Source organism: Rheinheimera sp. F8, from assembly GCF_001518915.1.
On sequence record NZ_CP013656.1, the window covers coordinates 1119690 to 1145272 of the forward strand.

A 25583-nucleotide genomic window follows, 5' to 3' on the forward strand; every position below is an offset into this window, starting at 1 on the left:
AAGTGGTCTGCCACAGCGCAACTGAACAACGGAGGACTCTGATGCAAACATTATGGTTATATCTGCTGTTCCCACAGTTGCAACTGGACCTTTATAGCGATGCTATCAGCCCAGAGCCAACGGCAACGCCGGACCCAGCGGTGTTATTGCACCCGCAGGATCTGCGTGTACATCAGGCCAATGCGCCGGCGCGGTCGCTTGGTATCAAGCCAGGTCAGACGCTGGCACAAGCCTGTGCCATGTGCGCTACGTTACAGGTCATGCCGTGGCAACCGGCACTGGAGCAACAGCTGCTGGACATGCTGGCACTGGATTGTTATCAGCTGTGCGCCGATATTGCAGAGGCGCCACCGAACGCGCTGTGGTTACGGCTCGACCCGATGCTGCAGCTGTATGGCGGCCTGCCGGCATTTTTACAACAGCTGCTCCAACAGCTGCAACAACGGCCGTTGCAGTATCAATACGGTGTCGCCCTGAGCGCGGAAGCCGCGCGCCTGTTATGCCTGAGTCAGCCCGGGCAAACGGCCTTGACGCAGGCGCAGCAACAACTACAGCTAAGCGGCTGCCCGGTGTCGTTTCTGCATGTGACGCCGGCGACCATTCAGCAGCTGGAGCGTCTCGGTATCAATCAGCTTGGCCAGTTGTTGCTGCTGCCGGCAAACGAGCTGAGCCGGCGCTTTGGTGCCGACTTATACCTCTATCTGCAACGACTGCAGGGCAAACTGCCGCCATTATTACAATATTATCAGCCACCGGAGCAGTTCAGCGCCCGCCTCGAACTGCTATATCAGCTGGAGCAATATCCCCAGCTGCACAAACCGTTGCAGCATTTGTTGCTGCAACTGCAGCATTATTTGCAGCGCCGTGATCAGCTCTGTTATCAGCTGCAGCTGGAACTGACGCTGCGGGATCAACCGCCCCTGACGCTGAAACTGCAGTCGCCGCAGGCCGAAGCATTGGCCTGCCGCTGGCTGAACTTGTGGCAGCTGAAACTTGAAGCCTTGCGACTGCCCGCACCGGTATTGGCCCTGGCACTTTGTGCCAGCCAATACTGTGGCCGCGATACCGACAGCGACGACCTGTATGCCGGCCGGCGTGGCCAATATACGCCGCTGCAACTAGTTGGCTTGCTGCAAGCCAAACTCGGCAGCGCCCAGGTCTGCCGGCCAGCGCAGGTCGCCGCTTATCTGCCGGAGATGGCCGGAGTGAGCATCCCGCTGCAAAGCGCTGCCCCCGCAGGCGTGACGCCGCAGGCAAGGCAACAGCCAGCGCTAGCGCAAACTACGGCGCAAACTGTCGCGCAAACACCGGCGACATATAAAGTCGGTACAGATCCCTCCACGACCGGCACTGTGACCGGTCTGCCGCCTCCACACCGGCCGGCGTTTTTGCTTGCGCAACCACAGCCGCTGCAGCAGCAAGTACAATTGCAGCCAGGTCTGGAGCGGATCCAGAGCCAATGGTGGCAGGGACCGTCAGAAGCCCGTGATTATCTGACCGCGCAAAGTGCCGACGGCCGCTGGTTGTGGATTTACCGCACAGAACAACAGCAGTGGTTTGTGCATGGCGTGTTTGCCTGATGGACTATGCCGAACTGTTTTGTCAGAGCCATTTTTCCTTTCTGAGCGCCGCCGCCAGCCCGGAGCAACTGGTTTGTACCGCCGACAATCTGGGCTATCAGGCGCTGGCACTGACCGATGAATGTTCCGTCGCCGGCGTGGTACGGGCGCATCGCCAAATCAAACAACAGCAACTCAAGATCCGGTTGATTGTCGGATCGTATTTTCGCTACGGCGCAGATCTGCGTCTGCTGTTGCTGTGTCCGGACCGGAAAGCTTACGCCGAGCTGTGCCGCATCATCAGCAACAGCAGACGGCGTGCCGTCAAAGGCCAATATCAGCTGGAAGAATGGGATTTAAAAAGCTGCCGGGACTGCCTGGTGCTGTGGCTGCCCAGTGCCATCCCCGCCAGCGACCTACATTGGGGCGCATGGCTGAAGCGTCAGTTTGGCTCCCGCTTATATCTGGCCCAGCAGCGTGTGCTGGATGCGTGCGATTATGACTATCAGCAACATTGCCAGCAGCTGAGCCACCAGTTTGAGCTACCGGCCTGTGCCGTCGGTGCGGTGCTGATGCATGAAGCCGCGCAGCAACCACTGCTCGATGTGATGACTGCGATCCGGCTGGGGCTTCCCGTCACTGACGTCGGCCTCGATTTGTCCGCCAACCGGGAGCGCTGCTTAAGACCCATCAGCAAGTTGACACATTTGTTCCATGCGGATTTGCTGGCGCAAAGCTGTCGGGTCGCTGCACTGTGCCAGTTTAATCTCGATAGCCTGCGCTATGAATATCCGGCCGAGCTGGTGCCGCCCGGTCAGACGGCGATGCAATATCTGCGTCAGCTGGTGGCGGAAGGCAGCGCTGTACGTTTTGGCGACAGCGTGCCTGCGGCGATCGCCGCACAAATAGAATACGAGCTGCAGCTGATCGCCGAGCTCGATTATCCCTATTATTTTCTGACCATCGCCGATATCGCCCGCTTTGCCCGCGAACAGCAAATTTTGTATCAGGGCCGCGGCTCGGCAGCCAATTCAGTCGTTTGCTATTGCCTGCAAATCACCGCCGTTGATCCGCGGAAAATTTCGGTACTGTTTGAGCGTTTTATTTCCCGCGAGCGGGATGAACCGCCGGACATTGACGTCGATTTTGAGCATGAACGCCGTGAAGAAGTGATCCAGTACATCTATCAGAAATACGGCCGGCAACGTGCTGCTTTGACGGCCACGGTGATTTGTTACCGGCTGCGCAGCGCCGTCCGTGACGTCGGTAAAGCACTGGGGTTTGCCATCACCCAGCTCGAATACTGGCTGAAACAACTGAACCGGCGCCATCCTGACCTCAGCTGGTGGCAACAACTGGCACAACATGGTCTGGATATCCACAGCCTGCCGGCGCAGCAGCTGATCAGTCTGGTGGAGCAAATCCGCGGCAAACCCAGGCATTTATCCCAGCATGTCGGTGGTTTTGTCATTTCCGCCGGCCCGCTGCATGAAATGGTGCCGGTGGAAAACGCCAGCATGGCCGATCGCACCGTGATCCAATGGGACAAAGATGACTTAGAAACACTGGGCCTGATGAAAGTCGACATTCTGGCGCTCGGCATGTTGTCGGCGCTACGTAAAGCCTTAGCGATGATCAATCAGCAGCGGGAAGTGCCGCTGACGCTGGCGGAGATCAGTCAGACCGGTGATGACCCTGCCGTATACCAGCAAATCCAACAGGCCGACACTGTCGGCGTGTTTCAGATTGAATCGCGCGCCCAGATGAGTATGTTGCCGCGGCTAAAGCCAGCTTGCTTTTATGATCTGGTCATTGAAATCGCCATAGTCCGGCCCGGCCCGATTCAGGGCGATATGGTGCACCCGTTTTTGCGCCGCCGCGATGGTCTGGAACCCGTCAGTTATCCGTCGCCTGCAGTTGAGGCAGTGTTAAGCCGGACTATGGGCGTGCCAATTTTTCAGGAACAAGTGATTAAACTCGCGATGGTCGCGGCCGGTTTTTCCGGCGGCGAAGCCGATCAGCTGCGCCGGGCCATGGCCAGCTGGAAAAAAAACGGCGAACTGCTGCAGTTTGAAGCCAAGCTGATTAACGGTATGCAGCAACGCGGTTACGCCGAAACTTACGCCAAACAGATCTTTGCGCAGATCTGTGGTTTTGGTGAATATGGCTTTCCCGAATCGCACTCCGCCAGTTTTGCCTTGTTGGCTTATGCCTCGGCCTGGCTGAAATGTTATTACCCACTCGAATTTCTGACCGCTTTACTCAACAGCCTGCCGATGGGGTTTTATTCCGCGTCGCAGCTGGTACAGGATGGCAAACGCCATGGCTTGCAGGTATTGCCGGTCTGTATTCAGCATTCTGACTGGGATCACAAGATAGAGCAGAGCCCAACAGGCCCGGCGCTGCGACTGGGGTTGCGTCAGGTCAAAGGACTGCAACAGGATTTATTACTGCCGGTATTACAGCAGCGCCCCGCCGAAGGTTTTCATAGCCTGAGCAGCCTGAAACAAAGCGGCTTAAGACAAGACCAGTTGGCCGCACTGGCCAGCAGTGATGCGCTGCAGGCGCTGTCTGGCCATCGTTTTGCCAGCCGCTGGCAGTTGCTGGACCGGCTGGATGAACTGCCGCTGTTTCGCCAGCCAGTACGCCAGCCAGCACAACAGCCGCCAAGCACTGAGCCTTTATTGTTACAGCAGCTGGGACTGGATTTGCACACCGAACCAGAGGCTCCGGGTTGTCCGTTGCCGACACCGGACGCCTGGCAGCAACTCGGCGAGGATTATCAGAGTCTGGGGCTGAGCCTGACGCAGCATCCGGTGGCGTTGTTACGCCAGCATCCGACACTGGTGAAACAGTCGCTGCAACGCGCCTGTGATTTAGCCACCTGCCGCTCTGGTCAGGTGCTGCGGGTGATTGGCCTGGTCACAGTGCGGCAAAGCCCAGGTACCGCCGGTGGCGTCACTTTTGTCACGCTGGAAGATGAGACCGGTCAAATTAACCTGATTGTCTGGCAGGCGACGGCACAGGCACAGCAGCAAACCTTTATCAGCAGCCGGCTCTGGTTGGTGCATGGCGTGCTGCAACGCGAAGGCCTGGTCAGCCATCTGGTCGTTGGCAGAATAGAAAGCCTGGACCCGCTATTACCGGTGTTTCAGAGCCCAAGCCGGGATTTCCACTGATCCGCCGGCGCGTGTTCAGGGTAGAATCTGAGTGAATCAATCAACAGCAATCATCCTGACCAACCATGACAGAAGCAGACAAATACCAACGTTTTGACCAGTTCCTGCAAAAACGCCGCAGCGGTGCGTTGCGTGACAACAATAGCAGCGCACAACGACAATCCCGCTATGACAGCCCAAAAGGCCGGCAGGAAAAAAACGTCGACGCCACCATTTTGCAACTGCACAGTGCCATGGTGGATAAAATCCTCGCCAATCCGGCGCTGCTGCCGCCGGTCGTGGCACAGCTTGAACAAGAGCAGCAACAAGGTTTATTACGCCACAGCGCTTATTTATTCTGGAGCTGCGCTTTTGCGATGATTGAACAGCCGCAGTTATTCCGGGCGGCGCTGTTAAGTCCGGAACCACAGGCCTGCAAACATCGCCGGCGCACCCGTTTACGCGGCATTCTGACCGAAACCGAGCGCGAACAGGTGTTATCAGGGCAATGGTTGTCGCCTGCAGCGCTCACTGACCGGACTTAAAACCCGCGTGCCGCATAAACAACATAAAGTTCCAACACCGTTAAGCTGTTAACTCTGCAAAAAGCTTGTGCAGGGTGTACCCTAAGCCGTCCCCTTTGAGTACACTCAAGCATCTTCTTGTTGGTTTTTATTGGGTTTCTCCATGTTGCTGAATTCTGTTACCCGTGGCCTGTGTCGTTTCAGTGCCGGCGCTGTGCTGCCGGCGTCTTTATTGCTTTCTCCAATATTTTTCTACTCTGCACTGACGCAAGCGCAGCAGGTCATGGCGCAGCCTGCGACAGCTCAGCCTGCGATCGAACCACAGACCGAAGCCACTGGCGCACAGCCCGCAGCGCCCCGTCTGGCTGGTGAACTGCAAAGCCGCCAGCTACAGAGTAAATTTGGCAGTGTCAGTGTCGAAGCCCTGACGCAAAAAAATGAGGACGGCAGCGTCAACAGCCGCCAGTTCGTGCTCAAAGCCGGCCCGGCAACAGCGCCTACCGAAAAAACCATCAGCCCGACAGCAGGCGACGCGCTGCTACTGAGTAAAAACCCATTGTTCGATGCCGCGTTTGCGTTAAGCCAGCAGGAACGCCAGCAGAACAGTGTCAGCGAAATCACCGACTGGGGCTTTAATGACCAACAGGCGCTGCCTTGTCCTTGCTTTGAAACCGGCGCCAAATGGCATTATGTCTGGACCCGTGATTTATCCTATGCCTTGGATTTAGGCCTCGGGGCGCTGGACCCGGTACGCGCACAAACTTCCTTGTTGTTTAAAACCTCGCAGGTGCGGCCTGAACTGATTGCCCGCGGCGTCGACAACACGGAAGTCGCGCTGCAGGACACAGGCTCCGGTGGCAGCTGGCCGGTCAGTTCTGACCGCGTGGTCTGGGTGCTGGCTGCCAGTGGCCTGACGGCACAAGACCCCACAGGCGCATCGAATCAGGCCGCCGCAGACGCCTGGCAACAGCGTTGGTACGCCATTGCCCGTAATACTATTGTGCAGGACCGGGCTTATATTTTTGATGCCCGTTTGGGTTTATACCGCGGTGAAACGTCTTTCCTTGACTGGCGCGAGCAGAGCTATCCAAGCTGGACCGCCAAAGATACCTTATTCCTCGCAGAGTCATTTTCGCTCTCCACCAACGTGCTGCATTATGTCGCGTTAAGCCGCGCCGCAGAGGCCGCCAAAACGCTGGAACCCGCGCGCGCAAACGAGCTGGCACAAATGGCACAAGCGCTGAAACAAGCGATCAACAGCTGGTTCTGGCTGCCAGAGCGTGGCCTGTACGCCCGCTATATCGGTGCCGCACATAACCCAATGCCGGTGGAACAATACGATTTACTGGGTCTGTCGCTGGCCATCAGCCATGGCGTGGCCTCACCGCTGCAAGCCGAGCAGATTTTGCAGAATTACCCGTTGACGCAGGCCGGTCCGCCGGTGATTTTCCCGGCGCTGCCGGACGTGCCGATTTATCATAACCGCGCGATCTGGCCTTTTGTCAGCGCTTATCAACTGCGCGCGGCACGGCAGCAAAATCAGGCTGAACTGTTCCACAAAATCGCCGTGTCGTTGTATCAGGGCGCCGTGCTCAATCAGTCGAATATGGAAAATCTGGAATGGCTCAGTCAAAAAGCCCATGTCGAAGATGGTGCTTTATCCGGTCCGGTGATTAATTCTGAACGCCAGCTCTGGTCCGTCGCGGCTTATGGTGATTTGGTGATCGGTCAGCTGTTTGGCGCGCAGCTTAGTGCCGGCACGCTGACGATCAATCCGTATATTCCGGCGGATCTGGCGCGTGAACTGGATCTTGGCAACAGTCTTCACCTGCAAAACCTGAACCTGGCCGGCACCACACTGGATTTACAGCTCGAGTTACCAGCGCAGGCTCGCCGTGGCCAGGTGTACCGGCTGGCGCAAATCAGCCTGAACGGTCAGCCGCAAGTGCTGACCGGCAACCAGCAATTCAGTATCAACCTTGATGATTTCAGTCAGCAGCGCAACGAGCTGGTGCTGAAACTGCAGGCGATGGATGCGCCGGTGTCCCGCCTGACTGAGCTGCGTACCGCCAATAACAGTGGCCCGCTTGGCAGCATCAGCAGCAGCGAAAAACGCAAACTGCTGGCCCCGAAAGAGCCGCTGCTGAGCTTAAGCCTCAGTGACAAGGGTATTCCGACGCTGCAGTTTGATGCCGCCGGTGAAACTGACACCCGTTTCAGCCTGTATAAAAATGGCGTGCCGGTAAAACTCAAACCCCGTCAGCAAGACTGGACTGACAGCAAAGCCAAAGCCGAATACAGCCAGTGTTATGCACTGACGCAACACTACAAAGACACCGGCTTAAGCTCGCAACCGAGCCGCACCTTGTGTACACCTGGAGCCAGTGTCGAACTGGTGGCGGGTCAGGGGCTGACCAGCGCAGATCACGACATCAGCGACTATCTGCAGCATCCGGTGTTTAAAAACTGGGGGGCGCCAGAGCAACAACTTCAACTTAATTTCACCGCCAGCCACGCCGGTAGGCATGCCCTGCGTCTGCAGTACTTCATCGACAACGGCCCGATCAATACCGGCATCACTGCGGTGGTCAAACGCCTCAGTGCAGACTGTCCGCAGTCTGGCAAACAGCAGGCCACGCTGGTGATGCCGCATCTGGCGACCGCCCTGGAAGCCGGCTGGTCGAGCCGGGCTGATTTTCATGTCAAAGCCGGCGAGGTTTGCCAGCTCACCATTTCAGATGGTTTTAACATGAGCTATCTGCAGCATTTTAATTTATATACCGGCGGCAAAGGCGGTCGTACCGGCCCGCTGAATCAGGCGGTGATCCACAAAGCGCTGATCCAGCCGATGGCCGAGTAACACTCAGCCTGCCGCTACAAAAAGCCTGGTACGCAGCGACCGGGCTTTGAATGTTCCTTTGGAGTTGTTGTGAACCTGTATCTGATCCTTGCTTTAATCTCCGCCGTGTCGATGGCCAGCAGCGGCGTCATTGCCCGCCTGTCCGGCTTAGCACCGGCTGAACTGACTTTTTATCGCTTGTTTGTTGGCGCCATCTGCTTGTTTACGCTGGTCCTGCTACTGGGTAAACAGGCCGAACTGAAGCAAAAGCCGGACCGGCGCATTGTGCTCAATGGCGTGTTGCTGGCCAGCTTTATGATGTGTTTTCTCAAGGCCATTAGTTTTATCAGCCTTGCTAACGCCATTATGCTGGTTTATCTGGCGCCGGCACTCGCCGCCATTGCCGCGCATTTCCTGTTCGATGAAAAACTGGATTTGGCTTCAGGGCTGTTGATCGCCTTGTCGTTTTTAGGCTTTGCCATGCTGCAGCAATTTAAACTCGACCTGGTGCTGACCGAAGCGCAGTGGCCGGGTTTTGTCTATGGCATGCTGTCACTGGTCACCTATACAGGATTTTTGTTAGCGAACCGGCACAGCGGTAAATCAGAATCACCGCTACAACGGGCGTTTTATCAGCTGATCATCGGCGCTTTATGTGTATTGCCGTTTCTGAGTGCAGCCCCAATCCCTGGCGCAGACACGCTGCTGTGGGTATTTTTAGCCGGCTTTTTCCCCGGCTTTCTGGCGATTTATCTGGCGATTGTCGCGCTTGAGCATTTACCAACGCGGGTGTTTGGCACGCTGGCTTATATCGAACCCGTTGCGGTTATTCTGGCCGGCTGGTGGCTGTTTGGCGAAACACTGAGCCCGCTGCAACTGGGTGGCGTGGCGATGATTTTGCTGGCTGGTCTGGTGCAATCGTTGTTGCATCAGCAGCGGGTTCCGGCGCTACCCAATCCCCAACCCAGGCCCGTGCCTTGAATTTCCTCGCCCATCTGGTACTGGCCGAAGACAACGCCGAAGCGCGTTTTGGTAACCTGCTGGGTGATTTTTGTCATGGCGTTGATGTCAGCGCCCTGCCGCCGGTCGTCCATGCCGGCCTGCTGCGCCATCGCGCCATCGACCGCTTTACCGATGCTGCCAGCGAGGTGCGCGCGGCCAAAGCCTTATTCAGTGCACAGCGGCGCCGCTTTGCGCCAGTGATGGTCGATGTGCTGTTTGACCATTTTTTATTACGGCATTGGCAGCGTTTTGAACAACGGGCCTATTCACCGTTGTGCCAGCAGATTTATCAGGACTTATGGCAACAACGCGCCAAAATGCCACCAGCAATGGCTGCCACCGTGACGTCCATTGTGCAACACGACTGGTTTGCCAGTTATCGCAGTATCGAAGACATCGGTCTGGCGCTGGACCGTATTGCCAGCCGCATCCGTTTTGCCAACCAGTTTTCCGGCAGCATTGACGAAATTCGCTTCCATTACCGCAAATTAGACCAGCTGTTTTTGCAGTTTTACCCACAACTGCAAGCTTTTGTCCGGCAACTGGGGCCGGAACAAACGGCGCTGGCGGCCAGCAAAGCGCCCGGTTGAAACGCCTGTACAGCAGAAAAAAATGTTACACTATCCGCAATTTACTTCCCTCTTTTAATTCGGAGCTGATATGAGCCAATTTCCTGACGACGGCAACGGCGATATGCTGCAAGCCATGCACGATTCCGGCATGGATTTAACCAAACCGCTGGATCTGGATTTTTACCTGGTATTTCCCAATCGCGACAAAGCCGAAAAGGCGCTGGAAGCGATGAGCAAACTGGAGCAACCCGGTGAAGTCGAACTGAATTTAAATGACCTGGATCAGTGGGAGCTGATTGTGTCGCTGAACATGCAACCAGACCATGCGGTGATCACCGCCAAAGAAGCCGAACTGGATAAATTTGCCAAAAAATTCAGTGGCCATAACGACGGTTGGGGCGTGATGCAACATCAGGACGGCGACGACGAATTCGCTGACGATCACGACCATGAATGTGATGACGACTGCGATCATCACCACCACTGATGCCTTTCACCGCTGAACTGACTTACCGCACGCTGGGCCCGCTGTTTTATCAGACAGTGGCACCCACGCCTGTGGCAGCGCCAGACTGGCTGCTGTTTAACGCTGCCTTAGCGGCAGAGTTGCAGTGGCCAGAAGGCGCCAGGCAAACACCACTGGGCCTGCAGTATTTTTGCGGCAACCAGCTGGCGCCCTGGATGCAACCGACGGCATTAGCCTATACCGGCCATCAGTTTGGTTCTTTGGCGCCCCGCCTGGGCGATGGCCGGGCTTTATTATTGACTGAAGTGCTGAGCCTCAGCGGCAAGCGCTTTGACGTGCAGTTAAAAGGCGCGGGTCCGACGCCGTTTTCGCGCCGTGGTGATGGCCGTGCCGCGCTTGGCCCTGTGCTGCGGGAATATCTGATCAGCGAATGGATGGCCGCCGTTGGCGTGCGCACCAGCCGCGCGCTCGCTGCGGTTACCACTGGCGAAACCATCTACCGCGATACACGGGTACCCGGTGCAGTGCTGACCCGGGTCGCGGCGTCGCATATCCGCATCGGGACTTTTCAGTATGCGTCGATGCACGGCAGCAGTGCGGATGTCAAAGCGCTGGCCGATTATGTCATCACCCGGCATTACGCTGAAATACGCGATGATGCACAGCCTTATCTGGCACTGTTGCGCGCAGTCGCTACGGCACAGGCCGACCTGATTGCGCACTGGATGAGCCTTGGTTTTGTCCATGGCGTGATGAATACCGACAATATGACCGTCAGCGGCGAAACCATCGACTATGGCCCTTGTGCCTTTATCGATGCATTTGACCCCAGCGCTTGTTTCAGCTCGATTGATAGCCAGGGTCGATACGCCTATCGCAATCAGCCGCCGATCGCTCAGTGGAATTTAGCGCGGCTTGCCGAATCATTATTGGTATTGCTGCACGAAGACGAGCAACAAGCCATCGCCGCGGCGATGACCGTGCTCAACGACTTCCCGGCACTGTATCAGGCCGCACGACTAAAGCGGTTTGCCGCGAAGCTAGGCTTACCGTCGCCGCTTGAGCCTGATCTGCCGCTGATTGATGATCTGTTGACGTTACTTTCGCAGCAACAAATTGATTTCACGTTATTTTTCCGTGAGCTGTCGCGCCCTGCCGCCATTCCGGGCGCTCTGGCCGGCCAGCTATTTGCTGAACCTGCCGCTTTTAATGCCTGGCAACAGCGTTGGCTACAACGGCTGACTGCAGCGGCTCTGGACCCGGTAGCGCTGAGCCAACAGCTGCTACAGGCCAATCCGGCTTTTATTCCGCGTAACTTCCGCATTGAACAAATCATCGACAGTGCACTCAATGGTGATCTCGGACCGGCACGGGCATTTGTAAACGCCAGCCAAACCCCGTTTGACGATGAGCTGCATTGGGCTGAATTGCCGCCAGCCAGTTTTTGCAACTACCAGACGTTTTGTGGCACTTAAGCCCGGGATTGTGCGCCAGGCACTGACCGGACCAATCATCCGCGCTGGTTTTCAGCCGCAGTCGGTTGATCCACAAGGCCCACGCCGCACTATAACGGCGTGATTGTTAAAGGCTATCAACTCTGGCCGGAGCACACTGATGGGATTGGATTGCCGCGAAATTCTCGACGTCAAAGAATACGAGTTTTTACTGAACTGGTTTATCCGGATGCAGCAACAACATGGGATGGCGGCTTTACAGGAACCGTACAGCTACGACGGTTATTCAGCCTACGACCAGCTGTGTAACCAGCTGCTGGAGCAAGCCCGCATCGCATTTATCGAACAATTCGGCTATCCGGCGCCGCCACTGGTGTTCACCAATCTGTTCCATCTGGCAGAACTGGAACTGGCCGGTAAACGCAATGCCCGTGGCATTAAAACACCGCCACAACTGATGTAGTCCCGATACTCCCGCAAAGCAAAAAGCCCGCACTGCGGGCTTTTTTGTTTTGCCGAAGATGACGTTAAATCGCCGCTGCCGGTTGTTTTTCCGGTGTTGCGGTCGATGGTTGGCTGGCTTGCATGGTCTGACCGCGTTGTTTCAGTAAATGATATCGTTCCCGCTGTTCAGCAGTCAGTTTACGGGCGACCACCGGCCCTAACGGTAATGCCGCCACTTGAACGGCTGTTTTATGGCCCTTGGTGTTGGGTAAAGTGCCGTACACATCGGTGACGGCATAATTCGACAAATTGGTCAGGATGGTTTTACTGCCCTGCAGATAAGGTTGCTCATCAAGACGCAGATAGGTGGCTAAGTGTTTACGCAGGTCGGCCTGAAAGTCTGGGAAATAAGCCGCGCTGCGTTGGTAAAAGCTGGATACGCGGAAGCCTAATGTGCCTTTTGGCAAAGTACCGCGGTTAGAGTTAATAAACTCAGCGGCATTTTTCACCAATTGCTGTTGCACATTGCTACCGGTATAGGCGATAGCCGGGAGATTCGGACTACCGATAATGCCCTGATACAGGCCATAAATCACTTCCGGTTGCTGTGGAAATTGTTTCGGCAGAATAGCGAACTGAATATCATCCAGACTTAACCGGACACCGGCGACGGTCAGGATCTTCTGACTCAGCAAGCCAGGTTGTTCTGATGTGCCTAGTAAAAACGTTGCTAGATCTTTGCGTGGATATACTTTGATCACTTCATCCAGCACGGTGACGTTGTAGAGATTCAGCCAATAAGCCAGTTGTTCGTTTTTGCTCAGCTGATTGAGCGGAGTCTGGTCCGGTACTGCCGACAACTGTTGGCGCAGCTGCGTCACGACATCGCGCATTTCCGGATTATTTTGATACTCTTCAAAATGAAAACGATTGGCCGACAGTGCAGTAAAATGATCACCTACCGGATAGCTGCGATAAATGTCGTAACGCTGCTCACGTTCCAATACTGTGCTGCGCTGCGGAATGCCTTCGCTGAGCACTGAAGTGCGAAGCACCAAGTCCAGTACTTTGTAGTCGATTTTTTTGCCTTGCTCTACGCCGCCAAAAAAACTGGCGGGTAATGTCTGATTTGGGCCGGATTGCTGAGCCTGGGATGGTGCAGCTTGCGCCTGCACTGTGGAGGCTGCAACAACAGGTGTCGTTAATGGATTTAACAGCAGAGCGGCAATAACAGTGGCAGAAGTACGAAGTTTCATTGGCGGCAGTCCTTGTATATTTGCATGGCAATATTCACACTAGCTAAACAAATACAAAGACGCAACCATTAATCACAATTTGTTTACTTAAAATAACCGACCTGCGGACATCACGGTCAGGCCGGCTATTCAATGCAGCATCAGGCCTGATACAAAGTCCGGATCCACTTCTCTTCAGTGATAAAATTCCAGCTCCATTTTTTCCACTGGGCAGACAAGCCTTTCGCCACCGCCTGATCTGCGCTTAAACCCTGCGTTTTCATCGCCTGCACTTCAACTAAAGTCTGCTCCATCATCGCCAGAAAGCGCTGTAAACCGGCTTTATCCATCAGATCGCCATGGCCCGGAATAATTTTGGTGGTGTCGTTGACCTGACTGAGGATGGTCTTGGTGTTGGCGATGTAGCCTGCGACGGAGCCACCACTATTGAGGTCGATAAACGGGAAACGATCAGCAAAAAACAAATCGCCCATGTGCCTACACGCCCTCCCCAAGGCTGACTATGTATCATTCCGTCATTGTTGACTTCAGCATCAATTTCAGGCAGTTTTTAACACCGCACGTGATATTACTGGTTGATAATAAAAGATAAAACAAACGCCGCCCAAATGACTCGGATGACGAGCCTGTACAAAAACGGACTTTTTGATGCAAAAAAAATACTATTTTTTAGTTCTAATTCTTTCGCTTTTTGCAATCATTGCATACAACGAAAAACCAACCAACGAAGAACTGGCCACATACTTTACTGAAAACAAAGACACCTTCTTAAACTTGTCAAAAACGACATGCCTTGCTCAACAAAAACATAAAATTGTTTTTCACCGTTTTTTCCATGACAGCGAAGGGAGAACAACTGAAGAAGAGCTAAAAGCTTATCCTGAACTGGACAATGAATTAAAAAACACTATCAATGGTGAATTTTTGCGAGACATCATAATATCTGGCGAGCCTTGTCGCATATCTATGAGTGTATGGGACACTCTCATGACAGGCAGCGGTCAGATGATTGGATATGTATTTAATCCTAAAAGAATAAGCCCATACCATAAAGATATCGACGTCGAAAAAATGATAGAAGAATTCAAGCCAATTTATTACACCATTGCGTTGAGTGACGGCTGGTATATTTTTTACGAATACACACCATGATTTAATAAATCGCTGATGAATGGCGCCGGCGACTCTAACAAAGCAATCATTTAAGACGATACCATCAGCTGATAATGCCATCTACCCTACTACTGGACAGATGGCGCTTTCATGCGAAATCAGGCCTGATACAAAGTCTGGATCCACTTCTCTTCAGTGATAAAATTCCAGCTCCATTTTTTCCACTGGGCAGACAAGCCTTTCGCCACCGCCTGATCTGCGCTTAAACCCTGCGCTTTCATCGCCTGCACTTCAACTAAAGTCTGCTCCATCATCGCCAGAAAGCGCTGTAAACCGGCTTTATCCATCAGATCGCCATGGCCCGGAATAATTTTGGTGGTGTCGTTGACCTGACTGAGGATGGTCTTGGTGTTGGCGATGTAGCCTGCGACGGAGCCACCACTATTGAGGTCGATAAACGGGAAACGATCAGCAAAAAACAAATCGCCCATGTGCCTACACGCCCTCCCCAAGGCCCTGTCAATTCCAGCTCCATTTTTTCCACTGGGCAGACAAGCCTTTCGCCACCGCCTGATCTGCGCTTAAACCCTGCGCTTTCATCGCCTGCACTTCAACTAAAGTCTGCTCCATCATCGCCAGAAAGCGCTGTAAACCGGCTTTATCCATCAGATCGCCATGGCCCGGAATAATTTTGGTGGTGTCGTTGACCTGACTGAGGATGGTCTTCGTATTGGCAATGTAACCAGCAACCGAGCCACCGCTGCTGAGGTCAATAAACGGGAAACGATCGGCGAAAAACAAATCGCCCATGTGCAGCACATTCTGTGCTTGAAACCACACCACTAAGTCACCATCGGTATGGCTGACCGGCATAGTCCTGAGCAGCACCTGCTGACCATTCAGATTCAGTGTTTTTTCGCCGCTGAAAGTCTCGGTTGGTAAACCAGCTTGGTTAAACTTGGCATCACTTTGCAATCGGGTCAGCACGGCCTGGTGCGCAATAATGCGGGCACCGCCAGCCAAAGCAGCATTGCCGTCGGTATGGTCTTTATGGAAATGGGTGTTGACCAGCGTGTTGACGCTGATGCCGCTTTGCAGCCGGTCCAGCTCGGATTTGACCAGCGGCGCTGTTGCAGCAAACTGCGCATCAATGACTAAAGCGCCATCTTTGCCAAGGAGCGCAGCGATATTACCACCACTGCCTTTGACCAGATAAAGCTGTGGCGCCAGTTGTTGGCTACTGACTTTTGGCGCATCGGCGGCCCAAACAGAACTGACAAACAAAGCGCTGCCAAGCAGCGCAAAAGCAGGGAATAAACGAACAGAGATAGTCATTGGCAAAGGTTCCTGTGCTGGTTGATTCGGGATGTGTGATCCACAACTCGTTACGACACTGACGCTAAAACTGATCAGTGCCATGACACAAGCCTTTGCCTGTAGAATCACGTTAAGGTGCGACCACCGGCGTGTCACAGCGATGTTCACTCTTATATTTGCCTTCGCGATACAGATAAGACGGCAACTGGACTTGCGCCAACGCTTGTTCATATTGTTGGCGGCTAGCCGGTAAATCACTCAAATGCAGTGCTTTTTTTGCTTCATCATAAGTACCGCGCACCACAGTGCCATCCGGTTTTAAGATGGTCAGGCCTTCCGGCTGCTTTAGTGCAAAATACTGGTCAAACTGGATCAGGGCCCGCCCCGGTGATGTGCTGTCGAGGGTCAGATCACGGCCAATCATCGAATGACAGCTGCTGACACCCAGCATCGATATCAAAGTCGGCGCCAGGTCAATCTGACTGGTCAGTGTATCAATACTACCGGCCTTGGTGTCGGCACCTAAAATGAGGCCAGGAATGCGGAATTTCTCTACCGGGATCAGATTCGAGCCATAGACGCGGTTATCATGATCGGCGACGACTAAAAACAATGTGTCCTGCCAATAACTGCTTTGCCGCGCTTTTTTAAAGAACTGTCCCATCGCCCAGTCGGCATATTTCACCGCGTTATTGACAGTATTTTTCGGCTGTTCGTGCAGGTCGATACGGCCATCGGGAAATTCAAAAGGTTCGTGGTTGCTGGACGTGAACACCAGACTGAAAAATGGCTGGCCACTTTGCTGGCGCTGTTGCTGCAGGCGGGTCAGCTCTGCATCGGCTTTATCAAACAAATCCTCGTCACTGGCACCCCAACTGGCGACAAACTTGGGCTGTTTAATCTGATTGATATCGACGATTTGACTAAAACCGTTGCCGGTAAAATAGCTGCGCATATTGTCAAAATGCGCTTCCCCGCCGTAAATAAACTGGGTATGAAAACCAGCCGCTTTTAACACTGACGCCAGCGTGGTGAAATTTTGCTGGCTATTGGAAAGCTTCACTGTGCTTTGTGCCGGCGTAGGTGCAAAGCCTGCCACCACCGCTTCAATACCGCGCACTGAGCGGGTACCGGTGGCATACAACTGTTCAAACCACAGGCCTTGTTGCTTCAGTCGTTCAAGCTCAGGTGTCACTGGCACACCGCCAAGCGACTTCACAAAAGTCGCGCCCATACTTTCCTGCAGCACAATGACCAGATTCAGTGGCTTGTCGCGTTGGACAGTTGCCTGCTGTTGATGCCAGGTCGGCTGCGCCGGGTTATTGAACTGATAGTGTTTTAACCAGGGCCAGTCCAGCGCTTGTTTTAACATAGTCGCTTCATCCAGCTTGCCGTACATCTCAGTGGAGCGTGCTTCATGGCGCAGGCTGTAAATCGCATACAACACCGAATAACCCGAGCTGATGATCAACGAATTGACCATCGCATCCGGCGTGATAGCAAACAACGCCGGATTGGCGGGTCGGTGTTGTGTGGTCGAGCGGATGCAGATAAACACCAGCATCACCACCAACGGCCAGCTCAGCCACAGTTTTTGATTCGAGGTGCAGCCTTGTCGCGCTGACACCGCACGTAAACGCCGCATCGCTAAAAACACCAACAGACCGGTGAATGCAGTGCCCAAAATCAGCGGCACGCGAAAGCCATGCCATAAAGTGCTAAATACTTCCTTCGGATACTTCAGGTATTCGATATATAAACGATTCGGCCGGACGTCATATTGCAGCAGGAATGAAGGCGTCGATAATTCGATAAAAATCAATAAGGTCAGTGCAATCAGGCACCAGATATAACTAAAGCGGCGCCACAGTATTTTCCAGCGCGAGACCGCCAGCACAGGAGCCAGCAGCAGCGGGATCACCAATAACAGGCCAAGCAGAATCAAATCCGCGCGTACGCCCTGCACTAACATCCACAGCGGATTGCCTGCAGCCTGCACCCGCTCCCATTGCCATAACATCAAGGCCAGCCGGCTCAACGTTAAGCCAGCCAGTGCCAGAACAATAAAATGAGTGAATACCAGATAAGGACCGCTGAGGCGGCCCAGAAAAGATTGCTGTGACATCTAAACCCTGCAACTTGTTATTTTTATACATCGGGTAGTGTGCCGGAGCTTTCTTAAATCAACCTTAAGAAAGCGGCAAACAGTAAGCGTCACAAAACTTACACAAATTTACTGGTCACAGCAAGCCTTTGCTCTGCCGACCAGCCCCCTCAAGCAACGCCAATCAGAACTCATATTCCAGCGCAAACCGCAGTGTGTTATTGACCGTCGATGCATCAATAGCAAAGATCACGGCCAGCTCCCATTTCAGCATTTTCATTTGCTCAAACTTTTGTACGCCCATCAGACTCGGACCTGCGCCTTTGTAATTCTCGCCAGCATAAAATTCAAACGCCGGTTGCAGCTGCGGCAAATAGCGATAACGGTATTGCAGCCGGAATTCGCCTTCCAGTTCATTCTCTACCGTATTGCCCCATTCATAAACGGCAAGCGCATTTAACGTCAGGCTGGTTGGGCCGAATTCTTTTTCCATCAGCAGGCCGCTGGTAAATTCGTAATTGCCTAAATGATTCTCGCGTTCCAGCTCAAACAACATGCCCCAGTCGGCACTGTATTGACCTTGCTCGGTTAACATCCAGCGCAGTTCCAGCTCGTAACCAGTGATCTGATAATCCTGTGGCGTGCGCCGCTCTGCCATCACGTATAGTTCCAGCGCCACCCGGTCGGCGATGGCCCGGCCATAACCCAGCTTTTGCGCCATGTCGTTATCGTTTTGGTGCGCGTTCTGCTTCTGATAGACATACCGATATTCAAATTCCTGCTCATACGGCTGCACATAAGGGTGATAGACCTTATCGACGACACGGCCATCAGCCAGCGCTATGCCGGAAAAGCCAGTCAACAGCAAGCCGCAACCCAGCGATGTTAACCATGATGTTCTGCTCATGACCTCAGCTCCCGCCGGCGTAATACCAGCAACAAAATCAGCGTCAGGCTCCACGCCAGCAACTGGCCCTGACTCGGACTGGATTTATAGCCGATCAGTGCATTCAAAAAATAACCCAATTCAGAACTCTCATCGATCCACAGGTGCGCTCTCAGCATCGGTGCTGCGCCCCCCAGCAAATCCATCTGATGCAGAATAAACACCGCCGCACTGACTTGCCGCGCAGCACTAAAACACAGCAATACTGCCGCCACCTGTCGCCAGTACAGCTGTAATTCCAGCACCAGATGATAAATCAGCACGGCAATACTCAGACTGATGCCACTGCCGAGTGCAGCCCCAAGCCACAGGCTTTGGCTGTCGTCCAGCTGGCGTGGGTACAAAAATAAATACAACACCAGGTTACTGCCGTTGACCAGTAACAACGCCACCACCGCCGTCGCAGCCAGCCAGACATGCTGGTTTTTTTGCAGTAACAACGCGGCAATCAACAACGCACAGAGGCCATAACAACAGGCATACCAGAATTCGAGGCCCTGTCCGTCCCACAGTTCGGCCAGAAGGCTGTATTGGCTGCTTTGCAGCAGCAGTAGCGGTGCGCCTAACATCAGCACCCGTAACAGAATGGCGCGCATCGCTGACGGGTTTGCCGCCAGTAACAAGCTTAATAACAGCACCACCGGCAATAATTCCCGCAGCAGCAAGACCACGGTATTAATCAGCATCATCGCCTCCGGCTTGCAGGGCCTGCCATTGCTCTTTTGGCAGCGCTATCAGTTGGCCTTTGGCACTGTCGGGGTTATATTCGCCGCTAAACGGATAAGTGCCGGGTTGCAGCGGGCCGACAAACACGACGCCGGAACTGCCACCCAGAATCACTTTTTCCCGGTTCATCGAAAAGCTTTCAAACTCTTCCGGGTTTGGGTCCTGATTGTGAATAATGATTTTTACTTTTTGTCCGGCTGGCACCTGCAAAGTACTGGGGCTGAATAAATGATCTTTCAGCGTCAGGCGAAATACCGGAATTTCGGCAGCGCCCAGCCAGACTGACCAGAATCCGCTCAGCAACAAACTCAAACGCAGCCACAGCGTCAGGCGCTGGTGAACCGGTGTTGGTCTCATCTGATTGATCAATGGCTTTGATGGCACAATGGCAACTCCAATGTCACTGCTAATCCACCCAGCGCTGAACGGCCAAGCGCCAGGCGGCCCTGATGCAACAGCGCGATATCCTGCACTATCGCAAGACCCAGCCCACTGCCGGGTTGTCCAGACTGATGCCGGTCCCCACCGACCCGATAAAAACGTTCAAACACCCGTGCATATTCCTCCGGCGCGATCCCTGGGCCCGAATCCTCCACCAGCAAGCGGGCCTGGTCGGCATTTTGCTGCAGCGTCAGCTGGATTTGGCCATGCTCCGGCGTGTATTTGCTGGCGTTGCCGACCAGATTCACCACTAACAATTTCAGCGCAAAGGCGTCTCCATCCAGCAGCACCTGCTCATCACCTTCCAGTGCGATTTGCTGCTGGCGCCGTTCAATTTGCGGATATAACTCAGCGACCACATCGCGGCATAACACTGCTAAATCCAATTTCTGCAGTTTGGCCGAGAAATGCGCCGGATTAGTACGGTTTAATAACATGATTTGTTCAATCAGTGCACTCATCCGGCTGACGCCATCTTGCAGTGCCTGCATGATCTGGTCCGGATCGGCCAGACCGGCCTCACGCCAGCGCTGCTGCGCATTGTGCAGGTTCACCTGTAATACGGCCAGCGGCGTTCTGAGTTCATGCGCCACATCGGCAGCAAAACGTTTTTCGCGGGCAAAGGCGTCATCCAGTCGCGCCAGCAATTGATTGGTGCTCGACAGCATCTGGTCCAGTTCCTGCGGGGTTTGCTCCAGTTTTAACGGTGATAAATCGTCGGCTTTTTTGTGTGTCAGCTGGCGCGCCAGCTCCAGCAGCGGCCTTAAGCCCCGCCCGACCAACAGCCAAATCAGTAGCGCCTGCAGCGGCAGACTCAGTACCACCGGGTAAATCGACGCCAACACCACCTGGTCCGATAATGCCAGCCGATCCTGTAACGGCTGCGCGACAATCACCGTCAAATCTTCCACCGTCTGGCGAAACGTCTGCCAGCGTTTACCGGCAAAATTCTGCTCGCTATAGCCATCCTGTGGACTTATTAAAGTGTCTGGCGTCTGAGCGCTGTGGTAAAGCAGACGGTCGCCCTGCCATAACTGGATGGCATTGGCTTCGGCCATATTGGCCGCGGTCTGTGAGTTGGTATGTTGATATGGCGCCAGCACACTGGCCGCCAACGCTTTGAGATCTTCATCAAACAGGCGTTGCGCCTGGGCGCTGCTTTGGCGATAACTTTGCAGCGCCGCTAAAAAACTGGTCAGCGTCAGCAAGGCGATTAACAAAGTCACCAAATAACGCCGGATTGAAGTCATGCCGCACTCACGCTGTAACCAACGCCACGCACGGTTTTGATAAAGTCTTTGGGCAGTTTTTTGCGTAGGTTCGAGATATGCACTTCAAGCGCATTACTGGCGACTTCTTCACCCCAGGCATACAGGCTGGCTTCAATTTGTTCGCGGGTTTTGATGCGGCCGGCCGATTCGAGCAGCAACTTCAGCAACACATATTCACGTCGCGACAGTGTTAAAGCTTCACCATCGACCTGCACCTGATGGGCGCTGCTGTCGAGCACCACAGGGCCAACGGTAATTAAGTGACTGGTCGCAGTGCCAAGCCGGCGTTCAATGACGCGCAGCCGGGCAAACAATTCTGTTAATGCAAAGGGTTTAACCAGATAATCATCGGCGCCTAAATCTAAGCCTCGAATGCGATCATCGACGCCGTCACGCGCGGTCAATACCAACACCGGCAAGCGCGGGAATTTGTGGCGGGTTTGCTTTAACACATCGAGCCCATCCATATCCGGCAGGCCTAAATCCAGCACTACAGCGTCACAATCGCCGCTGCGGATACTGGACAATGCCGCAGCACCGGTATTGACGTGATTGACGGCAAAGCCCTGATCGCTCAGCGCTAACTGCACCCCTTGCGCCAGCGCCTGATCATCTTCAACTAATAATACCCGCATCCGTTCTCCGTATTTATACCCGTCATCCTTGAAGATTCGGGGTATATCTGACTGACAATTATTTTTTCAGTTTTTTCTGCACTTTGGCCAGTAATGCCGCGATTTCCTGCTGGCGGCCGGCATCGGCACTTTCACGCCCCGGACGCGGCTGTGCCGCTTTGGCAATTTCAAGATAACGCAAAGCCTGCGCCCAGTCGCGTTTTCCTGCTAAATAATCAGCGTAAAAGTAATTTGGATCAATCCCTTGTGGGTTTTGTTCCAGCGCTTTTAACAGCAATTCTTTGGCTTTTTTGTTGTCGCCAAAACCGATTGGCCAGCCCGGTACTTTCGAATACAACACACCAAGGCTGGTGTAGGCTGAACCTTGCAAAGCGGTTGGGTCCAGTTGCAGCGCTTGTTCTAAATCGGCTTTGGAGCCTTCAGCCACCGACAACGCACCTAAACCACCTTTGGCATTGGCATAACTTGATTTAATAATGCCGCGCCAAATCAGCGCTTCAGCTTTATCCGGATTGCTGCCAACCACTTTGTCGGCACTCGCCAGCAGTTCGGCAAAAGCTTTTTCGCGGTCATCTTCCGGCAATGCGTAGTTCACTTCGGCCCAGCGGTCCTGCAGTGGTTTAATGTCGGCCAACACATCAGCCAGCACGGTAGAACTGGCCAATAAGGTCACAGCAGCGAATAAGTGTTTGATGGATACTTTCATGGTGATAAGCCTTAAGGTTGGGAAAGTTGTGCGTAACGACGGATCACGGCCAGCTTGGCGGCCAGTGCTTTGTCGACGATACCGGGCAGGACTGCATTGACCCGCACGAATAATTGCTCCGGCCAGCCAATAAAACGCCGCGCCTGATCCTGTTGAATTTGTTGTACCAAAGCCGCGGCAACTAAAGCCGGGCTATCACTCTGATTACCCAGTTCACGATTCATCGCGACCACCGCATCACTGTTAATGGCGGTATCTGTGGCACGTGGCGCGAAATACAGCACTTGCACCGCACTGTCCGACAGCTCACGTTTCAGCGCTTCGGTAAAACCGCGCAGGCCAAATTTACTGGCGCTATAGCCAGTAAAACCGGGATAACCGATACTGCCAAATGCGGAACCGACGTTGACAATCATCGCCGCCGCTTTGCGCTGCAATTCGGGTAATAAAGTTTGCGTCAGTAACATTGGCATCAGCAGATTGGTGCTGAGCTGCGTGGCATAATCCTGCTGCGCCACCAGACCAAACTGGCTGATGCCAGCGTTGTTAATCAGCAGATCAATGCCTTGCAGACCCCGCACAAACGCCAGTAAATCCTGCCGTTCCTGTTCCTTGGTTAAATCCGCACTAAAGATCTGGTGATCGGCCGGATGTTTGGCGATAAGCTCAGCCTGTAACGTGGCTAAACGCGCTGCGTTGCGCGCGACCAGCACCAGACGGGCGCCGGCAGCTGCCAGCTGCAGCGCGATCGCCTGACCAATACCACCGCTGGCACCGGTCAGTAATACCGTTTTGCCACGAAGTTCCATCAGACCGCCTCCTCTGCCGCGGCATCTGCTGTGGCAGCCAGCTTGGTGATGCCATGCTCCGGCGTCAGGGTACGGAAAATATCGCCATATAAGCGGTAAAAACGTTTGGCTGCGTGCACAATCAGCGCTTGGTCAGCCGGGTCGTCGATTTTATTCATCAGGTTTTCATAGAATTTGATGTGGTCCTGATCCAGCGCACCGTGTGATGTCAGGTAGCTGAACGCTGACTTTGGCAACTGCAGTTTGGTCGCGATGGTTTCAGCGGCGTTTTCCGCCAGAGCGGTGGACGTGCCTTCCAGCACCAGCACCATGCCAAAAAAACCAACCGGGTTAATACGGCGCACCATGTCATAGGCGTAAGACACCATCATTTCAGTGGCAAAAGACGGCGTGCTGTGTCGCGCCACTTCTTTGTCATAGCCACTGCGCTTGATGTCGTTCAGGATCCATTCCTGGTGCCCCAGTTCCTCTTCGATATATTCCGCCACGGCTTCACGCAGCCATTCTTTTGATTCCGGTAACAAGGCACCAACGCTCATCAGCAATGGCACTGTGTGTTTAACATGGTGATAGGCCTGCGTCAGGAAAGCGACATAGTCATCGCGGCTGATATCGCCATGGAAGCAACGGGCAATAATAGGTGCGCCCAACAGGTATAAACGGTCTTGTTCAGTTGCTTGCAATAAAGTCTGGTAAAAGCTCATAAGTCACTCCGGAAACAGCGGTCGTCCGCGAAAAATCAGGCTCAGTAGTTCAGTCCGCCGGATATAACGCGGCGATCTGTTGTTGATAGGTCTGCATAATGCTGGCCCGGCGTGGCCGGCCATTGGTTGTTAAGGTGCCTTCCGCTTGTGACAACGGCGTGTTCAGCCGGTGAAAACGTGCGACGCGGGCATAATCCGGCAGCTGTTGATTCAGCCAGTCGAGATAATCCGCCAGCTGCTGGTCGCTGACCGTTGGCGCGGCATACAGCAGTGCAACACAATAAGGTTTCGCATCGCCACACAGCACAGCCTGCTGGATCAAACCGGTTTTGGTCAGTTCACTTTCGACCCATTCCGGCGAAATATTGCGGCCAAAGCTTGAAATCAATAAGTTGTTACGCCGGCCCAGGATTTGTAAATCACCGTCCGCACTCCATTGGCCTAAATCGCCGGTGGCGACCCATGCGTCGGCTTGCGCCTCGCTTTGTCCCATGTAACCAAGAAATGGCGTTTTGACCTGAATTTCACCTTGCTCAATGCGCACTTCCAGATGTGCCAGTGGTTTGCCGGCACTTTGTAATGCTGCATCGCTGGCGTGCGCAGCGTCGACACCGCAAAGTGCGACGACCGAGCCACATTCACTTAAACCATAACCCTGAAACACTGGCAGTTTCAGCGCTGCAGCCTGGCGTAAGGTATCGACCGCCACTTTGGCGCCACCGACCGCGATAAACTGCAGGCTGGCAGGCACTGGCCAGCCTTTTAACGCCGCCTGTACCAGCAGTTGCAGCAATTCCGGCACTAAGAGCAGGCTATGGGGTTGGGTCTGACTAATCAGGCCCAGTAATTGTTGCGGATTGGCCAGACTACTGCCGGCAAAACCACGGCCGGCATCTGGCATCAGCAGCACTTCACCACCGGCTAATAACGGCGCATAAACGCCGGCGATATTTTCCAGCAGCAGCGACAGCGGCAGCAGACATAAATGCCGGGGCCGGGTCACGTTTTGCAGCTTGGGCGCAATCCGTTCAACCAGGCTTTGCGCGGTCGTCAGTTGAGTTTGCGCCGACAGACAAACGCCTTTGGGCTGACCGGTTGAACCAGAAGTAAAAGTGATTTTTTGCGTGCCAGCCGGCACCGGTAAGGCTTTTTGCTGTAGCTCAGCCGACGTCTGGTACAGATAAAAGCTCCGGCAACGACCGCGTAAAGTCAGGCCAAGCTGGCGTGTAGTTTCAGTTGGCAATTCGCGGTCACTAAATAAAAATTCCGGGCCGACACTGGCTAACACGTGAGCCAACTGGCCCTGGCTGGCAAACAGCGGCATTGGCACGAATAACTGTTGACTGTGCAGACAGGCGATATCTAACAACACCCAGTCCAGACTGGTATCAGCCCACAACACTAAACGCCGGGCCGACAGGTCCTGCAACAATTGCTGCCACTCCAGCACTGCACTGGCGATGGCGGTTTGATCCAGGGATTGCCCACTGACTAAATCAGTGAGGCGGGCGCCGGCAGGAATATTCAACTTCATCAT

The 25583-nt window shown here is 54.1% G+C and carries 24 protein-coding genes; 10 read left to right on the top strand and 14 right to left on the bottom strand.

Features of this window, described 5'->3' with window-relative positions; genetic code table 11:
* The first annotated feature begins 41 nt into the window (after positions 1 to 41).
* The 9 genes from ATY27_RS05090 (at position 42) to ATY27_RS05130 (ending at position 12037) form a co-directional block, all read left to right on the top strand.
* Positions 42 to 1580: a DNA polymerase Y family protein gene (locus ATY27_RS05090; RefSeq protein ID WP_208930884.1), complete on the top strand. Its 1539-nt coding sequence runs from the start codon at positions 42 to 44 to the stop codon at positions 1578 to 1580.
* Positions 1580 to 4738 (top strand): error-prone DNA polymerase, encoded by a 3159-nt coding sequence (locus ATY27_RS05095; RefSeq protein ID WP_208930883.1) that lies wholly within the window; start codon positions 1580 to 1582, stop codon positions 4736 to 4738. Before ATY27_RS05090 ends, ATY27_RS05095 begins: the two co-directional genes overlap by 1 nt.
* A gap of 65 nt (positions 4739 to 4803) precedes the next feature.
* On the top strand, positions 4804 to 5262 hold the full coding sequence (locus ATY27_RS05100) for a hypothetical protein (protein ID WP_208930882.1): 459 nt from the start codon (positions 4804 to 4806) through the stop codon (positions 5260 to 5262).
* 142 nt (positions 5263 to 5404) lie between these two features.
* The gene (locus ATY27_RS05105) at positions 5405 to 8101 is read left to right on the top strand and encodes a hypothetical protein (RefSeq protein ID WP_208930881.1); all 2697 of its coding nucleotides are present in this window, start codon (positions 5405 to 5407) and stop codon (positions 8099 to 8101) included.
* 69 nt (positions 8102 to 8170) lie between these two features.
* Positions 8171 to 9061 carry a DMT family transporter gene (locus tag ATY27_RS05110; RefSeq protein WP_244151285.1) on the top strand — a complete coding sequence of 297 codons (891 nt, stop codon included), beginning with the start codon at positions 8171 to 8173 and terminating at the stop codon, positions 9059 to 9061.
* A complete protein-coding gene (locus tag ATY27_RS05115; RefSeq protein ID WP_208930880.1) occupies positions 9058 to 9672 on the top strand; it encodes an ACP phosphodiesterase in 615 nt (204 codons plus the stop codon). Before ATY27_RS05110 ends, ATY27_RS05115 begins: the two co-directional genes overlap by 4 nt.
* A 70-nt stretch (positions 9673 to 9742) precedes the next feature.
* Positions 9743 to 10141 carry a ribonuclease E inhibitor RraB gene (locus tag ATY27_RS05120; protein WP_208930879.1) on the top strand — a complete coding sequence of 133 codons (399 nt, stop codon included), beginning with the start codon at positions 9743 to 9745 and terminating at the stop codon, positions 10139 to 10141.
* Positions 10141 to 11595, top strand: a complete 1455-nt coding sequence (locus tag ATY27_RS05125; RefSeq protein WP_208930878.1) for a protein adenylyltransferase SelO — start codon at positions 10141 to 10143, stop codon at positions 11593 to 11595. The genes ATY27_RS05120 and ATY27_RS05125 overlap by 1 nt, the downstream gene beginning before the upstream one ends.
* A gap of 139 nt (positions 11596 to 11734) precedes the next feature.
* Complete coding sequence (locus tag ATY27_RS05130; RefSeq protein ID WP_208930877.1) at positions 11735 to 12037, top strand: hypothetical protein; 303 nt, start codon at positions 11735 to 11737, stop codon at positions 12035 to 12037.
* A gap of 64 nt (positions 12038 to 12101) precedes the next feature.
* Here ATY27_RS05130 and ATY27_RS05135 read toward each other — a convergent pair whose 3' ends face one another.
* Positions 12102 to 13274 (bottom strand): DUF547 domain-containing protein, encoded by a 1173-nt coding sequence (locus tag ATY27_RS05135; RefSeq protein ID WP_208930876.1) that lies wholly within the window; start codon positions 13272 to 13274, stop codon positions 12102 to 12104.
* 140 nt (positions 13275 to 13414) lie between these two features.
* Complete coding sequence (locus ATY27_RS05140) at positions 13415 to 13747, bottom strand: hypothetical protein (RefSeq protein WP_208930875.1); 333 nt, start codon at positions 13745 to 13747, stop codon at positions 13415 to 13417.
* A gap of 175 nt (positions 13748 to 13922) precedes the next feature.
* Between ATY27_RS05140 and ATY27_RS05145 the strand changes: the two genes are divergently transcribed.
* Positions 13923 to 14426, top strand: coding sequence for a hypothetical protein (locus ATY27_RS05145; protein ID WP_208930874.1), 504 nt, complete (start codon positions 13923 to 13925; stop codon positions 14424 to 14426).
* A 119-nt stretch (positions 14427 to 14545) separates the two neighbouring features.
* Here the strand turns inward: ATY27_RS05145 and ATY27_RS05150 are convergent, their stop codons facing one another.
* From ATY27_RS05150 to ATY27_RS05205, 12 genes are all read right to left on the bottom strand, one after another.
* The gene (locus tag ATY27_RS05150) at positions 14546 to 14878 is read right to left on the bottom strand and encodes a hypothetical protein (protein WP_208932817.1); all 333 of its coding nucleotides are present in this window, start codon (positions 14876 to 14878) and stop codon (positions 14546 to 14548) included.
* A gap of 28 nt (positions 14879 to 14906) precedes the next feature.
* The gene (locus tag ATY27_RS05155) at positions 14907 to 15722 is read right to left on the bottom strand and encodes an MBL fold metallo-hydrolase (RefSeq protein WP_208932818.1); all 816 of its coding nucleotides are present in this window, start codon (positions 15720 to 15722) and stop codon (positions 14907 to 14909) included.
* A 112-nt stretch (positions 15723 to 15834) separates the two neighbouring features.
* The gene (locus ATY27_RS05160; RefSeq protein WP_208930872.1) at positions 15835 to 17829 is read right to left on the bottom strand and encodes an LTA synthase family protein; all 1995 of its coding nucleotides are present in this window, start codon (positions 17827 to 17829) and stop codon (positions 15835 to 15837) included.
* 163 nt (positions 17830 to 17992) lie between these two features.
* Positions 17993 to 18715 (bottom strand): hypothetical protein, encoded by a 723-nt coding sequence (locus ATY27_RS05165; RefSeq protein ID WP_208930871.1) that lies wholly within the window; start codon positions 18713 to 18715, stop codon positions 17993 to 17995.
* Complete coding sequence (locus tag ATY27_RS05170; protein ID WP_208930870.1) at positions 18712 to 19443, bottom strand: hypothetical protein; 732 nt, start codon at positions 19441 to 19443, stop codon at positions 18712 to 18714. Before ATY27_RS05170 ends, ATY27_RS05165 begins: the two co-directional genes overlap by 4 nt.
* Complete coding sequence (locus ATY27_RS05175) at positions 19430 to 19837, bottom strand: cupredoxin domain-containing protein (RefSeq protein ID WP_208930869.1); 408 nt, start codon at positions 19835 to 19837, stop codon at positions 19430 to 19432. Before ATY27_RS05175 ends, ATY27_RS05170 begins: the two co-directional genes overlap by 14 nt.
* Positions 19838 to 19845: 8 nt before the next feature.
* Positions 19846 to 21171, bottom strand: a complete 1326-nt coding sequence (locus ATY27_RS05180; protein WP_208930868.1) for an ATP-binding protein — start codon at positions 21169 to 21171, stop codon at positions 19846 to 19848.
* Positions 21168 to 21827, bottom strand: coding sequence for a response regulator (locus ATY27_RS05185; RefSeq protein ID WP_208930867.1), 660 nt, complete (start codon positions 21825 to 21827; stop codon positions 21168 to 21170). Before ATY27_RS05185 ends, ATY27_RS05180 begins: the two co-directional genes overlap by 4 nt.
* 58 nt (positions 21828 to 21885) lie before the next feature.
* A complete protein-coding gene (locus ATY27_RS05190) occupies positions 21886 to 22533 on the bottom strand; it encodes a hypothetical protein (protein WP_208930866.1) in 648 nt (215 codons plus the stop codon).
* An 11-nt stretch (positions 22534 to 22544) separates the two neighbouring features.
* The gene (locus ATY27_RS05195; RefSeq protein ID WP_208930865.1) at positions 22545 to 23342 is read right to left on the bottom strand and encodes an SDR family oxidoreductase; all 798 of its coding nucleotides are present in this window, start codon (positions 23340 to 23342) and stop codon (positions 22545 to 22547) included.
* On the bottom strand, positions 23342 to 24046 hold the full coding sequence (locus ATY27_RS05200; RefSeq protein ID WP_208930864.1) for an iron-containing redox enzyme family protein: 705 nt from the start codon (positions 24044 to 24046) through the stop codon (positions 23342 to 23344). Before ATY27_RS05200 ends, ATY27_RS05195 begins: the two co-directional genes overlap by 1 nt.
* 49 nt (positions 24047 to 24095) lie before the next feature.
* Complete coding sequence (locus ATY27_RS05205; protein WP_208930863.1) at positions 24096 to 25583, bottom strand: AMP-binding protein; 1488 nt, start codon at positions 25581 to 25583, stop codon at positions 24096 to 24098.

What these genes read in the sequence shown, in the direction of transcription:
- ATY27_RS05165 (WP_208930871.1), bottom strand. Translation starts at nt 18,715, where the DNA reads ATGAGCAGAACATCATGGTTAACATCGCTGGGTTGCGGCTTGCTGTTG.
- ATY27_RS05090 (WP_208930884.1), top strand. Translation starts at nt 42, where the DNA reads ATGCAAACATTATGGTTATATCTGCTGTTCCCACAGTTGCAACTGGAC.
- ATY27_RS05155 (WP_208932818.1), bottom strand. Translation starts at nt 15,722, where the DNA reads ATGACTATCTCTGTTCGTTTATTCCCTGCTTTTGCGCTGCTTGGCAGC.
- ATY27_RS05180 (WP_208930868.1), bottom strand. Translation starts at nt 21,171, where the DNA reads ATGACTTCAATCCGGCGTTATTTGGTGACTTTGTTAATCGCCTTGCTG.
- ATY27_RS05145 (WP_208930874.1), top strand. Translation starts at nt 13,923, where the DNA reads ATGCAAAAAAAATACTATTTTTTAGTTCTAATTCTTTCGCTTTTTGCA.
- ATY27_RS05130 (WP_208930877.1), top strand. Translation starts at nt 11,735, where the DNA reads ATGGGATTGGATTGCCGCGAAATTCTCGACGTCAAAGAATACGAGTTT.
- ATY27_RS05200 (WP_208930864.1), bottom strand. Translation starts at nt 24,046, where the DNA reads ATGAGCTTTTACCAGACTTTATTGCAAGCAACTGAACAAGACCGTTTA.
- ATY27_RS05175 (WP_208930869.1), bottom strand. Translation starts at nt 19,837, where the DNA reads ATGAGACCAACACCGGTTCACCAGCGCCTGACGCTGTGGCTGCGTTTG.
- ATY27_RS05120 (WP_208930879.1), top strand. Translation starts at nt 9,743, where the DNA reads ATGAGCCAATTTCCTGACGACGGCAACGGCGATATGCTGCAAGCCATG.
- ATY27_RS05185 (WP_208930867.1), bottom strand. Translation starts at nt 21,827, where the DNA reads ATGCGGGTATTATTAGTTGAAGATGATCAGGCGCTGGCGCAAGGGGTG.
- ATY27_RS05170 (WP_208930870.1), bottom strand. Translation starts at nt 19,443, where the DNA reads ATGATGCTGATTAATACCGTGGTCTTGCTGCTGCGGGAATTATTGCCG.
- ATY27_RS05105 (WP_208930881.1), top strand. Translation starts at nt 5,405, where the DNA reads ATGTTGCTGAATTCTGTTACCCGTGGCCTGTGTCGTTTCAGTGCCGGC.
- ATY27_RS05160 (WP_208930872.1), bottom strand. Translation starts at nt 17,829, where the DNA reads ATGTCACAGCAATCTTTTCTGGGCCGCCTCAGCGGTCCTTATCTGGTA.
- ATY27_RS05135 (WP_208930876.1), bottom strand. Translation starts at nt 13,274, where the DNA reads ATGAAACTTCGTACTTCTGCCACTGTTATTGCCGCTCTGCTGTTAAAT.
- ATY27_RS05195 (WP_208930865.1), bottom strand. Translation starts at nt 23,342, where the DNA reads ATGGAACTTCGTGGCAAAACGGTATTACTGACCGGTGCCAGCGGTGGT.
- ATY27_RS05140 (WP_208930875.1), bottom strand. Translation starts at nt 13,747, where the DNA reads ATGGGCGATTTGTTTTTTGCTGATCGTTTCCCGTTTATCGACCTCAAT.
- ATY27_RS05190 (WP_208930866.1), bottom strand. Translation starts at nt 22,533, where the DNA reads ATGAAAGTATCCATCAAACACTTATTCGCTGCTGTGACCTTATTGGCC.
- ATY27_RS05095 (WP_208930883.1), top strand. Translation starts at nt 1,580, where the DNA reads ATGGACTATGCCGAACTGTTTTGTCAGAGCCATTTTTCCTTTCTGAGC.
- ATY27_RS05150 (WP_208932817.1), bottom strand. Translation starts at nt 14,878, where the DNA reads ATGGGCGATTTGTTTTTTGCTGATCGTTTCCCGTTTATCGACCTCAAT.
- ATY27_RS05100 (WP_208930882.1), top strand. Translation starts at nt 4,804, where the DNA reads ATGACAGAAGCAGACAAATACCAACGTTTTGACCAGTTCCTGCAAAAA.
- ATY27_RS05125 (WP_208930878.1), top strand. Translation starts at nt 10,141, where the DNA reads ATGCCTTTCACCGCTGAACTGACTTACCGCACGCTGGGCCCGCTGTTT.
- ATY27_RS05205 (WP_208930863.1), bottom strand. Translation starts at nt 25,583, where the DNA reads ATGATGAAGTTGAATATTCCTGCCGGCGCCCGCCTCACTGATTTAGTC.